The sequence below is a fragment of the Phytohabitans rumicis genome (assembly GCF_011764445.1).
In the GTDB taxonomy this organism is placed as follows: Bacteria; Actinomycetota; Actinomycetes; order Mycobacteriales; family Micromonosporaceae; genus Phytohabitans; species Phytohabitans rumicis.
In genome coordinates this window covers 4,153,331-4,167,035 of record NZ_BLPG01000001.1, presented here as the reverse complement: position 1 = coordinate 4,167,035, position 13,705 = coordinate 4,153,331, and the positions used below count along the sequence as shown (strand labels likewise).

The 13,705-nt window shown below is 67.2% G+C and carries 9 protein-coding genes, 1 tRNA gene and 1 pseudogene; 8 read left to right on the top strand and 3 right to left on the bottom strand.

Features of this window, described 5'->3' with window-relative positions; genetic code table 11:
* Positions 1 to 1,725 (bottom strand): arginine--tRNA ligase, encoded by a 1,725-nt coding sequence (argS, locus tag Prum_RS18430; RefSeq protein WP_173077669.1) that lies wholly within the window; start codon positions 1,723 to 1,725, stop codon positions 1 to 3.
* Positions 1,726 to 2,128: 403 nt separating this feature from the next.
* On the opposite strand from argS, the gene Prum_RS18425 reads away from it, so the two are divergent.
* Genes Prum_RS18425 through Prum_RS18405 form a run of 5 tightly spaced genes read left to right on the top strand, consistent with a single transcriptional unit; the run spans position 2,129 to position 6,503 of the window.
* Positions 2,129 to 3,010 carry a glycosyltransferase family 4 protein gene (locus Prum_RS18425; protein WP_246277966.1) on the top strand — a complete coding sequence of 294 codons (882 nt, stop codon included), beginning with the start codon at positions 2,129 to 2,131 and terminating at the stop codon, positions 3,008 to 3,010.
* Positions 3,007 to 4,683: a hypothetical protein gene (locus tag Prum_RS18420; protein ID WP_173077668.1), complete on the top strand. Its 1,677-nt coding sequence runs from the start codon at positions 3,007 to 3,009 to the stop codon at positions 4,681 to 4,683. The genes Prum_RS18425 and Prum_RS18420 overlap by 4 nt, the downstream gene beginning before the upstream one ends.
* Before the next feature lie 5 nt (positions 4,684 to 4,688).
* Positions 4,689 to 4,904, top strand: a complete 216-nt coding sequence (locus tag Prum_RS18415; protein WP_173077667.1) for a hypothetical protein — start codon at positions 4,689 to 4,691, stop codon at positions 4,902 to 4,904.
* Positions 4,901 to 5,620: a phytanoyl-CoA dioxygenase family protein gene (locus tag Prum_RS18410; RefSeq protein ID WP_173077666.1), complete on the top strand. Its 720-nt coding sequence runs from the start codon at positions 4,901 to 4,903 to the stop codon at positions 5,618 to 5,620. Before Prum_RS18415 ends, Prum_RS18410 begins: the two co-directional genes overlap by 4 nt.
* Positions 5,550 to 6,503 carry a GT-B fold glycosyltransferase domain-containing protein gene (locus Prum_RS18405; protein ID WP_503826926.1) on the top strand — a complete coding sequence of 318 codons (954 nt, stop codon included), beginning with the start codon at positions 5,550 to 5,552 and terminating at the stop codon, positions 6,501 to 6,503. Before Prum_RS18410 ends, Prum_RS18405 begins: the two co-directional genes overlap by 71 nt.
* Positions 6,504 to 6,755: 252 nt before the next feature.
* Here Prum_RS18405 and Prum_RS18400 read toward each other — a convergent pair whose 3' ends face one another.
* Positions 6,756 to 7,964 carry a DUF6907 domain-containing protein gene (locus Prum_RS18400; protein ID WP_173077664.1) on the bottom strand — a complete coding sequence of 403 codons (1,209 nt, stop codon included), beginning with the start codon at positions 7,962 to 7,964 and terminating at the stop codon, positions 6,756 to 6,758.
* A gap of 1,471 nt (positions 7,965 to 9,435) precedes the next feature.
* On the opposite strand from Prum_RS18400, the gene Prum_RS18395 reads away from it, so the two are divergent.
* Both Prum_RS18395 and Prum_RS51675 read left to right on the top strand, forming a co-directional pair.
* Complete coding sequence (locus Prum_RS18395; protein WP_173077663.1) at positions 9,436 to 10,314, top strand: replication-relaxation family protein; 879 nt, start codon at positions 9,436 to 9,438, stop codon at positions 10,312 to 10,314.
* A gap of 1,132 nt (positions 10,315 to 11,446) precedes the next feature.
* A pseudogene (locus tag Prum_RS51675) lies at positions 11,447 to 12,469 on the top strand (recombinase family protein); the annotation flags it as partial.
* 578 nt (positions 12,470 to 13,047) lie between these two features.
* Here the strand turns inward: Prum_RS51675 and Prum_RS18385 are convergent.
* A tRNA-Lys gene (locus Prum_RS18385) sits at positions 13,048 to 13,122 on the bottom strand.
* A gap of 199 nt (positions 13,123 to 13,321) precedes the next feature.
* On the opposite strand from Prum_RS18385, the gene Prum_RS18380 reads away from it, so the two are divergent.
* Positions 13,322 to 13,675, top strand: a complete 354-nt coding sequence (locus tag Prum_RS18380) for a Fur family transcriptional regulator (protein ID WP_443094360.1) — start codon at positions 13,322 to 13,324, stop codon at positions 13,673 to 13,675.
* Positions 13,676 to 13,705: the final 30 nt, after the last annotated feature.

The following is a 13,705-nucleotide window of genomic DNA, read 5'->3' as shown; positions in this document are numbered from 1 at the left end:
TCACATACGGTCGGGGGCACCGATACCAAGCAGGCCAAGCCCGCGGCCGAGTACGCGTGCGGTCAGGTCGCTCAGCGCCAGCCGGCTCTCGCGTACCTGGTCCTCGGCCTTTAGGACCGGGCACTTTTCGTAGAACGCCGTAAACGCCGTCGCCACCCCGTACAGGTAAAGGGCGAGCCGGTGGAACTCCAGCGACTCGGCGACCTCAGTGACCACGCCCTCGAAGGCCAGCAGCTCGATCGCCAAGGCCCGCTCAGCCGGTTCGGTAACGACGATGGCAGCTAGGTCCCGTACCGGTGTGACCTCACCACGACGGAAGATCGACAAAATCCGGGCCCGTGCGTATTGCAGGTATGGGGCGGTGTTGCCGTCGAAGGACAGCATCCGCTTCCAGTCGAAGACATAGTTTCTCGTCCGGTCATTGGACAGGTCTGCGTACTTGATCGCGCCGATGCCGACCATCTGCGCGACCTCGGCGCGGGTGGACTCGTCGAGGTCTGGGTTTTTCTCCTCGATGAGAGCCGCCGCCCGCGCGACCGCCTCGTCGATCAGGTCGACCAGCTTGATCGTATCGCCGGCCCGGGTACGGAAGATCTTGCCGTCCGGGCCGAGAACGGAGCCGAACCCGATATGGGCGGCGCGGGCCGGTGGCCTCAACCAGCCAGCCTCCCGGGCGACCTCGTACACCATCTCAAAGTGCTGCTGCTGCGGCAGCCCAACCACGTACAACAGCCGGGTAGCGGCCAACTCCTGGGTCCGGTACCGGATCGCTGCCAGGTCTGTGGCGCCGTACCCGAATCCGCCGTCACGTTTCCGCACGATGATCGGCAGTGGGTCGCCATCCCGGTTGGTGAAGCCCGCCGGGAACACAACCTTGGCGCCGTCGCTCTCCCGCAGCAGCCCGAGCCGGTCCAACTCCTCAACGACCGGCATCAGCATGTCGTTGTAGAAGCTCTCGCCGAAGAAGTCCTTCTCGGTAAGGCACACATCGAGCCGGTCGTACACGGCCAGGAAGTACTTCTCCGATTCATCGACTAGCAGCCGCCACATCCGGCGGGTCTGCTCGTCCCCGCTTTGCAGGGCGACGACCCGAGTCCGGGCCCGCTCCTTGAACGTGTCGTCGGCGTCAAACTTCGTCCTGGCCGCCTGGTAGAAGGTGTTGAGGTCGCCCAGCGACAACTCGTGGGCGGCCTCGGTCTCGCCGATATCGAGCAGGTGCTCGATCAACATGCCGAACGGGGTGCCCCAGTCGCCGAGGTGGTTGGCCTTGATCACCCGGTGGCCGAGCCACTCCAGCACCCGGACAGCGGCATCCCCGATCACCGTCGACCGAAGGTGGCCGACGTGCATCTCCTTCGCAACGTTCGGCGCCGAGTAGTCGACCACCACGGTGTCAGGAGCCGCGACGGACTGCACGCCGAGCCGTTCGTCCCTGTTCATCGCGGCGAGCAGCGGCGCGATCGCGGCGTTGGCGACAGTCAGGTTGATAAACCCCGGCCCCGAGATCTCCACCGACGCGCATAGATCATCAAGCCGAGCTTGCTGAACCACGTCGGCGGCGATGTCCCGGGGCTTACGCCCTAGCTGGCGGGCCAGAGCGAGGGCACCATCGGCCTGGAAGTCCGCGTGCTGGGATCGGCGCACACTCGGGTCGGCCGGAACCCCGGCCACAGCCTCGAACGCGGACGCTAGCCGATCATGTAGCAGCTTTTCCAGGGTCGCCATGGGATACCAATCTAGTCGACCTTCCGTGTGTAGCTTCATGGATTACCCCCGCGCCACGAGCACGCCACAGTGCCTCGCCGCCTGCCATCGTTGTTGGGGCCTAGCCACCATCGCCAGGGCGCCCGATACTGTTCGGCGTGTCCCGGCCACTCTGTGTCTTCCTGCCCGAGATCGGCGTGATCAGCGAGACCTTCATCCGCTGGGACACCCGTGAGCTGCTGCCAGGCGGAACCGCCATCGTCGCGGACCCCCTCCGAGAGGTGAGTCGGTCCTGCACGGCCAAGCCTGGGACGCCGGCGAATGTCCCGTCCTCGCCTTCGACCCGCTTCCCGGCGATCCGCCACCGTCAGCCGAACGCCTCAACGCGGTCGCCGACTTCCTCGCAACGCACAGTGTCGAGGCGGTGCTCGTCGAGTACCTGGACTTCGCGGACCGCTGGTTCGACTTCCTCCTTCGCCAGTCGGTCCGCGTGTGGCTACGGGGACACGGCGTCGACTTCTCGGCCAGATTGACCGAGCAGCGGTGGCGCGACGCCTACCGCCGCTACGAACTGGCGGCTGGGATCATCGTCCCCAGCGCAGTCGCCGCCGACGCCCTCACAACCCTGGGGCTGCCAGCCGAGAAGATCCACGTCGTCCGCTACAGCGTCGAACTCCCGCGACCTCGCCCAGCCACAACCCGCGACCGCAGCCCAGACGTCCGGTGCGTCGCCGTCGGCCGCCTGGTACCGAAGAAGGCGCCGCTCCTGCTGCTGGAAGCCTTCCGCGACGCCGCCAGCCGCCACCAGAACGTGGTCCTGGATCTGGTCGGCGACGGTCCTCTGATGGGCGAAGTCCGCCAGTACGTGGACGAGCACGAGCTAACGGATCGGGTTCACGTCCACGGCCGACTCCCACACTCCGACACCCTCGCTCTCATCCGAGGCGCGGACATCCTGCTGCACCACGCCGTCACGTCGCCGCAGGACGGCGACACCGAAGGCCAACCGCTGGCAATCCTCGAAGCCATGGCGGCCGGTCTACCGGTCATCGCCACCAACCACGCGGGGATCCCCGAGGCCATCACCGACAAGGTCAACGGACGACTTGTCGCCGAGCACGACGTCCGCGCGATGACCGCAAACCTCCTCGAGCTTGCCGACGACCACGCCGAGCAGCAGCGGCTCGGGCGCGCCGCACGCAAGACCATCAAAGAACGGCATGGCCCGGACCATGCCCGGCAGGTACTCCTCACCCTTCTCGGACTCGCTGAGGCCGGCACGACCGCTCGGGCCAGGGCGCGATGAGGAACGCTGTCTTCCTGGTCAAGAACGGCATCGGCTTCGGTCACATCCGCCGGGCCCTGCTGATCGCCGAAGCTGTCCAGGACGCCGGCCGGCTCCGGCCCATCGTGATCAGCCAGGCCAGCTCCCTGGCCCTGTACCGGAACACGCCCGTGCGGGTGATCAACTTCCCGCTTCTACACCGGGTCCCGTCTGCCATCGCCGAGGACCTCTACACCGACCTCCTCGACCGGCTGCTCGACCGGCTCGACCCGGCCGTGGCCATCGAGGACACCTACCCGGACGCCCGGTACCGGCGGCTGCCCGCCTTGGCCGACCGGCCCCGGCTCCTGGTCATGCGACGGCTCGACGGGCTCTCCTTCGACCAGATCCGCCAGCGCGGCGACTTTGCCCACTACGACCAGGTCCTCATCGCCCAAGAGCACGAAGCCTTCCTCCAGGAAGGCCACAGCGGTGACTCGCTGGCCGCGGTGGAGTCCAGCGGCCGGTTCACCTTCGTCGGCAACATCGCTCGCGCGCCGGCCCGGGACGAGGTCGCGGCGGTCCGGTCGGCGTACGTACCCAACGGCGCGCCGCTCGTCGTCGTCAACGGCGGCGCGGGCGGCGACCAGATGCCCGACGGGTACGGCGACCGCCTATTCTCCGCATGCCAGGCGATCGCGGCAGCATTGGCCGATGAAGGACATCCGGCACGGTTCGTACTGGTCACAGGCCCCTACTACGCCGGCCGCCCGCTCCACGAAACCGCCACCGTCACGGTGCGACGGTTCGAGCCGCACCTGCCCGCCCTGCTCGCCGCTGCGGACGTCGCCGTCATCAAGCCTGGCAACAACGCCCTTTCCGAGGCGCTCGCGGGACGCGGGCAGCTCGTCCTCGTACCGGACGTGTCGTTCATGGAAGGGCTCGATGAACACGCCCACCGGATCGCCGCCCAGTTCGGCGGAGCCGTCGGGGCACCAGACCGCAGCAGCCTCGAAGCGCTGATCCGCGACGCTCTCACCCGGCAGCCCAGGACAGCGAGGCTCCCGGCGTCGGCGACGGCCCTCGAAGCCGTGGTTCGCGCCATCCATCACCGCGCCGAGCCGACCCGCCCGCCGGAGCTGCCGCCCAAGCTGCTCCTCCTGGTCCTCATCGCGCCCGCCTCGATCGAACCGGACAAACTTCGCGCCCAGCTGCCCGAGACCCTCCGGAACGCGGCGGTCCTCGACAGCCGCCAAGACGGCGTCGGCGTGGTGGGGCTTGCGTCGCTCAGCAGAAGCGGGCAGCCGGCAACCGTGCCTGGCAGGCCAGTTGCGGCACTGGTGGACTGTGACCCAGGCGCAGTGCCACCGCAGGCGATCGTGGATCACGGCATCCGGCTACTCATCCAGCGCAGCCCCTCACCGGCAGCCGAACGATGGCTTCGACAGCGGCCGCCTTCCCCTGCGCTGCTGAGTGTCTCGGCCGAATCGATCAACGCCTCCACGAACCGGCCGGACGCATTCCAGCGCCGCACGGCGCGACTGCTCCGGTCCACTGCTGCGGCAGTCGTGCTCCTCGACCTCGGCGCACAACCCGAAGCGGAGGTGGCCGACTACCTGACAACAATCGGAGGGTGGGCGGCACGACAACCGCTCCGCCTGACCGGCGTGGACGCCGTGCTCGCCGAACAGGCAGACCACCTTCTGAGAGGGTGATTGGGATGAGCGACGTTGGAGCCGACGAGGTTGAGCCATTGGCGACGACCGTCCGGACATTCGCGGTACGCCGCGACGACGACGATCTCGACGCCTTCGCCGACACGATCGTCGCCCTGCTGGACCAGGACGGCGTCCTGGTCGACCTGTCCCGCCACGACCGGCGCGCCGACCTGATCGAACTCCGCGTGGCCACGTCCGATCCGAGGAGCGAGGCATGACCATCGTCCCTGCCCTGGTCGCCGACGAGGTCCGCCGGCGCGGCTACGCCATCTGGCCGGGCTACGCGACACCCGACCAATGCAGCGCCCTCAAGAGTGCTGCGGACATCCTCGCCGACGGCGAGTACGCGAACCGATACCCGAAGTCCACACGGGTATGGGACCTCTACCGGCACGATCCGATCTTCGCCGACATGCTGGTCAAACCCGGCCTCGCCGACGTTCTCGATGAGCTCCTCGGCCGGTACTACCTGCTGTCCGACTACAGCCTCAATGTGGTCAACCCTGACCAGCCCATCGACGACTGGCACATCGACTACCCGTACAACGAAATGCCTGAGCTGGTAAGCGGCGGCCTACTCGGCCTCCAATGCGTCCTGGCCTTGGACCAGTTCGACGAGCACAACGGGGCAACCCGCCTCGTCCCTGGTTCGCACGTGCCACCGCGGCGGCCATCGGCGCCGTGGCCGAGTGCGGCCGAGACGTTCCTGGCAGAGCCCGGAACGCTGTTGGTGATGGCGGCGGCAACCTGGCACCGCTCGGGCTTCAACTCCTCTGGCCGTCCGCGGACAGCGGTCCTGATGAGCTTCGTCGAACGATGGATCCGGCCGCTGTCCGATCCGTTGCCGCCGGATCTGTGGGTGCATGACCAACGACTCCAGGTCATGCTCGGCTACCAGCGCTCGACGGAAACGATCAACGGTGTGCCCGTCTGACGGTCGGCGAATGGCTGACTCCACAACGCACTGGCCCCACGAAGCGTCGGTCAAGTTCTCCTGCGTCGTGGACCACGACCCGAAGTACATCCATCAGGCATGGATCTGGAGTACGACACTCCTACGAATCGCCCGACGTCAACCCCATGAACTGGTGGTGCATGTCGTCGACGGAGTGGATCGCCGGCACCTCGGCTTCCTTCATGACCAGGGCGTGGAGACGCGCGCCGTTCCTCGGTTCGACCAGCGCCATCCTCCCTCGAACAAGCTCAGCCAGCTCCAGGGCGGGGCGTTCCAGGACGCGGATCTGATCGTCCTCACCGACTGCGACATCGCCTTCGCCGACGACGTCAGCGGCCTGTTCGCCGGCCTGGAGATGGTCGCCGCCAAGATTGTCGACAACGGGAAGCCGTCCCACAATCACTGGAGGAGGATCTTCGCAGCGGCGGGCCTCGATGCCGAACCAGAACTCGCGCTCTCCACGCATTCCCGCGAGCCCACCTTCGTGCACAACTTCAACGGCGGCGTCTACGTGTTGACGCGCGGGGCCTTCGAGGCGATTCGGGAGGCGTGGGCGAGGTGGGACAGGTGGCTCCTGGCCCACCCTGAAATCCTGGGTGATCTCGCGTTCTTCGCGGACCAGGTTTCCTTCGGCCTCACAATGCACGAACTGGGACTGGCCGTGCGCCCTCTCGCGTCGCGGTACAACTACCCGACGCACCTTGCCGACCCGATGCCCTCCGACCCGGTGGTGCTGCACTACCACGACCGCGTCGACAGCGCCGGGTTCCTCAGGACCACCGGACACGACGCCACCGATGCCAGGATCCGCCGGATCAACGAGATACTGGCGGCCGAGCAGCGTGCACCATTGCGGCCATAGGAGCGCTCCTTCCAGGAGACCTTTCCAAAGAGCCATGCAAAAAGTTCAGGTGTCGATCAGTTGCGTACGGCGTTCAGGTGGGATGAGTCGCGGCGGCCACGCAGGCCGCGCCGCGGGAACTGGCGACGCGCTGACCGCCCGAGGTTGAGGCACTGCCACCCACAGGATCCGGCCACGGGGAGGCTATCCGCGCAGCCGGATCCTGGAACCGTAGGTTTGTGGGTGTCGTCCGAGGCGCTATCGGCGTCCGGGCTACGCCGCGTTCGGCAGCGGTCGGCTTGCGCGAGCTGATGGCGCGCCAACGTGGGTGACAGCGGTGCTCGTCGCGGTCGGAACGAGGCCGGGGTGGTTGGCCGCGATGAGCGCCTTGGCCCTATGCAGGGCGGCGATGGTGCGGTCGATGCTGATGGCGTCGAGTTCGGCGCCGCCGTCGCCCCCCACGACTTGGACGTATGCGAACGGCTGCCGGTCGCCCTCGGTCAGGTACTCAACGGCCACATCGACCGTGCCGGTGATCGAACCTATCGAGAAGGGCACGCTGTCGATGTCGCCGTGGTGCAGGAATCCATCGCCGGGGGTCCGTGCGTCCTTGATCTCGCGCTTCGAGTGGCCGCTGCACCAGGGGATCCGGTGGGGGCAGGGGAACTGCTTCTTGCGGTGCGTCAGATCCCGCCGCAACGGGTCGGGGTGTCCGCCGTGACCGGGCCAACAACTGTCTTGGTCGGGCGCCTGACGGCTGGCCTCGACGAGATGACAAAGGTGGCGGGCCAGGTTACGGGCTTCGGCGGGCGTGAGATCCACGCCGGCCGCCCCGGACTTGCTCAGGCTGACTACCCCGATCACAGCTTGGTAGTCGCGTAGGACGAGCACCTGGAGCTGTTCGGGCTCCTTCTCGTCTGCACGTTCGAGGTGCAGGTCGATCGTTGCCCATCCACGGTCCAGGTCTATGTGGGTGCGATCGTCGTAGAAGTCGCGTACCTCGTGTCCCGAGTTGCACCACGGCGGGCACGCGGTCGTCTGCCAGAACGGGGAATCGTCGGAGGCTGGCTCGGTGGGAAGTGCTTCCTCCCCACGCTCAGCTGCGATGGCGAGGTTGGTTGCGAGGGTTTCGGCTTCGGTAAGGGTGCAGGTTACCCAGGGCTTGTCGGACTGGTTCTCGCGGAACAGCCGCACGGCGGGTTGGGCTTCGGTGAGTCGCTGGACCAGGTCGACGCGCAACCGGGCGGGCTCCCACCGGTTCTCCATCGCGAGGCTCGACCCGCGGTCCTGGGAGTCGACAAGGGAGAGCTTGATCTCGGCGGCGGCGCTGACGTGGCGGCGGTCGTCGAGCCGGTCATCGTCGAAGTGGCCGAAGACGCACCAAGCGGGTTCCGGGCCCAACATCCAGAAAGGCCGATCGCCATCGTGGGTGCGAAGCGGGACATCGGCGGTTGGCTCAGGCTGAACACCCGCCGTCGCCATTCGGATGATGCCGGCGGGGCGGGCGCCAGTGGACGGCAGCGAGCGGACCAGGCCGGAACGTACGGAACTGCCGGTCCGCCCGCCACGCCTCTTTGACCTGCGGGTCCTCGGGCCTGTCGTCTTCGGCATCGTCGTCTTCCTCTCTAACGGATCGCGCTGATGGCTGCCGCTCATCAGCTCGGCTGAAGGCCTAAAAGGTCGGCGTTCCAACCAGGACTTTGACGGACAAACTGTGTGTTTAGGGCTGATATCACCCATTGGAGGCGGGCAGCAGCAGCCACGTCATCACCGTTGCCGGCGCCGCACACCGATTCGGCGCCTGTCAGGCGGCAGTCGGCGGAGCCAGGTGATCCATGACTACGGCCACAGCGAGCCCGACGTCCGGGGTGCGGGCTGTTCGCTCCGGGGTGAACCCCAGCCAGAGCGCGAGTACATCAGTCTTTGGGAATCTCTCCGCGCCGGTTGGACGGATCTACATCGGCCCGGACCGGGCCCTGGTTCTATGGAGCCGGGGAACGGTCGGCGGACCTGAACGTACCCATGCCCGGATCTTCGAGATCTGTAATGGGCTATCGCGCGAACCTTCGATCGTCTACGGTGGATGGGCTACTTCGCACCACCAGCACCTTGCACACCCCGCACAGGGTTCGTGCGTCCGATGGATCAGCGTCGCATGGGTGCCCACCCGCCTGAGGGCCGGTCGGCGACGACGCCCCACCTGACAGCGAGCCTGCCGCGTCGTTTGCTTGGCGCACCAGGCGTCCGTATGGGTGCCCACCGAGCCCTTGAGGCAGGTCGGCGGCGGACACCGCGCCAATGTGGACGGCCCCGCCGTGCGGAGCTGTGTCAGCGGCACACCCCCGGAGGGGTCGCGCTGCCGCTGAGCCTCTTCTGTTCCCCGTTGTACCGCCGCACGTCGTCGTCTCATCGGACGGCGATGCCACCTACCCGAACTCTGCCCCGATTTGCCCGGTAACTACCGCTTGGTACGCGTTCGTTGACAACTCCACAGAGGGAACACTCAGCACCGTCCAAGCCCGGCCAGGGGGCTCGTCTTCCGGCAGGGCTACAGCCTGCCCTCCTCGCGTCCAAGGACGACGAGGCCGGGCAGCCCGCGCAACACCCGAGGCCGTTCGACGTACCCGACCTGACCTCGGGTGCAAGCACCTGTCAGTCCCATCCATCCCGTGTTCGAGGAGTACCACGTGTCCGTCCATCATCAACCTGCGCCATCGGCGGTGGCCATCCGGCCTGGCCGGTCCTACGGCGTTGACAGATCCCGCCTTGACCTCCGTCCGGGGCTCCGTTCGGGCCTCCGGATGGTGGTCCACCTTCATCCGGACCCCGAAACGGACCCCTCCCGGATCTGTCAGGGCAGGCCACGGCCGCTGTCGGCGGCGGGCGCCCTGCTCCGACAGACCCTCTGTCTTGGGGTCTCCCCGGGGGAACAACGACCTATAGGAGGCTGCCTATGACCGATCACGTCCTGCGCATCCAATCCGCGCTCACCGACCGTGACCACGTCCTGCTCGGCTGGCTGGCCGACCACGGCGTGCTCACCACCGCCCAGATCGCCCACGCCCTGTTCCCGTCCGTCGACTTCGCCCAGGAACGCCTGCGCAAGCTCGCCGCCCTGGGCGTGCTGGCCCGGTTCCGGCCCCAGCGACCCGACGGTGGCTCCCACCCCTACCACTACGTCCTCGACCAACTCGGCGTCGACGTCGTCTGCGCCCAACGCGGCGACGAGCTGCCCCGCCGAGATGCGGCCCGCAAGCGGCGCTGGCACCTGACCAACCGGGCTAACCTGCCGCACCTGCTCGGCGTCAACCAGTTCTTCATCGAGCTGGCCGGCTACGCCCGCACCCACCCCGAAGCTCGGCTGGAGCGGTGGTGGCCGGCATCGCGGATGCAGGGAAGGGGCGCCTTCGCCGAACCTGGCGACGACGTCCAGATCCTGGTGTACAAACCGCGGATCCGCCCGGACGGGCACGGCATCTGGGTCGAGCACGATGCCCGGGTGCCGTTCTTCGTCGAGTACGACACCGGCACCGAACCGCTCGGCGTGCTGGTGGACAAGCTCTACGACTATGCGGCGTTGGCCAAGGTCACCGGAAGGGTCTGGCCTGTGCTGTTCTGGCTCCACGCCGCCGCCCGGGAACAGAACCTGCACCAACACCTCGACCAGGAGGGGATCGCGCTGCCGGTCGCCACCGCCGCCCGCGCCGACGCGGTCCGTACCGGTGCCAGTCCCGCCGAAGCGGTGTGGTGGCTGCACCGTCACCCCGGCGGCCTGCTCCGGCTGGCCGACCTCGCCGCGACCGTCTTCACCCGTAAGGAGGCAGCGGCGTGACCACAGCAACACCCGCCCGTGCCAGCCCGTGCCGCCACAAAACCGGAAGGCAACCGGACCACCCCGCCGAGGCTGCCGCGACGCCGCTGTCGGCCGCACAGCGCCACGACAGCGACGCCACCGGCAACCTTCGGCGCCGTCCAGGACACTGCGGCCCCACGGACTGGCGAAGGCCACGACTGGGCCGGCACGAACCATGCCCATCGGTCCTCTGTGGAGCGACATAACAGACACGCTGCGCGTCTGTCAGCACCTGACACGACCTGACAACCGGCTGCGGTGACAGACCCTGACAGATCCGCACCCCTTCCCCTGACAGACGCCCGGAGCTACCATCCCGCGCCGCGCCCGAGCAATCCAGCTGAAACAACCAACTCCACAAAGGACCTTCCCCGAACACCCCGGCACGGCCATGTCTGAACCCGTGGTCGCCGGCAGCCCCGACGACAAGAAGTAAGGAGCGATCACCATGACGCCCACCCGCGACCAGCTTCGGCCACGCGCACCCCCGGGGGCCGGCAAGATCCCAGTCCCGGTACCGCCTCGGCCCACAACCCGCATGAAGGAGGCCACCTGTTCCACCGTCCATGGGCGCCTCGCGGCCTCGGCCGGCGCCGCCCGCACCAGAGGACAGCATGCACCATCACAGACAACGCAACAATTCTCGAATCAGGCAGATCCGACCAGTCCAGAAAGGAACCGTCGCCAATGTTGCTCATCTTTTCGCCCGCACGAATCGGTGACATCAATTCCGGAGGAATATGCATTCCCACGCCGCAGGCGACATCACCCGAAACGGGTATGATGAAAACACCGCACCAAATAGCGGCGACACGACGGACAAACCGCCGACGAAACGTCGGCGTACCCCTGACCGCCGTCGCCGCGCACCCGCCACCATAACCGATGTACGCGTCGGAAGAATAGAAACGGTCACCATGACAGCCGAGGAAGAAACCGAAGCCGTAAAAGCCCTCGCAGTCCTGGTCGCCCGCTACTGGCGCGCACATCCCGACCACGCAGCATAAAGAACACGGGGTGGTGGGAACCCCTCCCACCACCCCAACCCCCATCAGCATCCGGAGGCGGCCCGAACACCCGGGGCTGCCTACGTCACGAAGGAAGACGACCTATGCCCAGCGCCACCCCGAAACCCAGGCGCGGCAAACGCCGCTACACCAGCACAGCGCTGGGCCGCGAGCCCGGCCTGCGCCGGATCGCCATCTACACCCGCCGCTCCACCGACGACGAACACCAACCCTTCTCCATCGACGCCCAACTCGCCGCCCTCAAGAACTACATCAAGTCCCAGCCCGGCTGGACCCTCGTCCTAGAATTCAGCGACGACGCCTCCGGCGCCACCACCGAACGCCCCGACCTACAACGCGCACTCCGCGCCGCCAAAGCCGGCCAATACGACGTCCTACTCGTCGTCCGCGTCGACCGATTCTCCCGCCGCCTGTCCGACCTACTCGACCTGCTCCACGAACTCGACGAGGCCGGAGTCGCGTTCTGCTCCGCCACCGAACCATTCGACACCTCCACCCCGATCGGACGGATGCTCGTCCAACTCCTCGGCGTCTTCGCCGAATTCGAGAGAGAAACCATCATCGACAGGGTGATCAACGGAATGAGCACCAAAGCCGGCAAAGGAAAATGGCCCGGCGGCACCCGCCCCTACGGCTACCACGTCGACCGCGACACACAGAAACTCGTCCCCCACCCCGAAGAGGCCCCAATCCTGCGCGACATCTACCGCCTCTACACACAGGAACGGCTCGGCACCCGCGCCATCGCCACCGAACTCAACCAACGCGGCGTACGCAACCGCACCGGCAAACCCTGGTCCGGCTACACCATCGCCCGCATCCTCGACAACCCCGCCTACGCCGGCGACATCGCCTACCGCGACGTCTACGTCACCGACGCCCACACCCCGCTCATCGACCGCAGCACCTTCAACACCGCCCGGGACATCGCCGGCGCCCGCGCCGACGCCCACACCCAACGCGCCGCCTCACCCAGCGAGTACCACCTCACCGGACTGATCACCTGCCCCGACTGCGGACGCAAGTACATCGGCACCGCCGTCCGCGGCCGCAACGCCCGATACCGCTACTACACCTGCTTCTCCCGCAACCGCTACGGCGCCGCCGGCTGCAACGGCGTCCGCCTCGCCGCCGACCCCACCGACACCGCCGTCCTGCAAGCCCTCTACGACTTCTACACCAACGCCCACACCGTCCTGGACAAGGTCATCACCGAAGCCAGACAGGAGTTCCACGACACCCACGCCGACCGGCACGCCGAACTCGACGCCATCACCGCCCAGATCAACACCACCCAGACCGCGATCGACCGATACCACACCGCGTTCGAGAACGGCACCATGGACGACGCCACCGCCGGACCCCGCATCCAAGAACTCCGGCACAAGATCACACAACTGAAGGCGCACCGCGACGATCTCGCCGCCAGCCTCGAAGCCGAGCCGGCCCCGCCACCGCCCGGCACCATCGAACGGCTACGCGCTTACCTGCACCACACCATCGCCGAGGGCACCTCCGGCGAACGCAAACGAGCCATCGAAGCCCTCGTCGCCGAGATCCGCATCAACCAGGAAGGGCGGGTGATCCCCATATTCAAGATCCCAGGACAAGATGCCGGCATCGTCATCGACGACGCCGGCATCAGGACAGCCACCCAACCCACCGGTGTGCGCAATGGTGAGGTTGGTGGGCCGCCGGGGACTCGAACCCCGAACCTAAGGATTAAAAGTCCTCAGCTCTGCCATTGAGCTAGCGGCCCGCCGGTGATCCAGGTTACCGGAGCGTCGGTTGCCGACGACTGAGACTTCCGTCCCGCTGCGACCGGATCGGCCAGGTGACGTCCGGCCCAGATTCTTGACTCTTTCCAGAAAAGGGGCAAGACTTCGCTGGGTGGGTACGACGACCTTGGACTTCCAGCGGATGCTGCGGGGGCCGCTCTGCGCGTTACCCGTCCTCGGGTGGCGGTGCTGAGCGCGGTGCACGCGCATTCGCACGCCGACACGGAGTCGATCATCGGCGCCGTGCGCAGGGACCTGCCGGAGGTGTCCCACCAGGCTGTCTACGACTCGCTGCACACGCTGACGGCCGCTGGTCTGGTGCGGCGCATCCAGCCGTCCGGCTCGGTGGCTCGCTACGAGTCCCGGGTCGGCGACAACCATCACCACGTCGTGTGCCGGTCGTGCGGCGTTATCGCCGACGTCGACTGTGCCCCGGGCGAGGCGCCCTGTCTGACCGCGTCCGACGATCATGGCTTCGCGATCGACGAGGCCGAGGTCATCTACTGGGGGTTTTGTCCCGGTTGCTCCACATGACAGAGTTTCTGATCACTCCGCAATCAACGC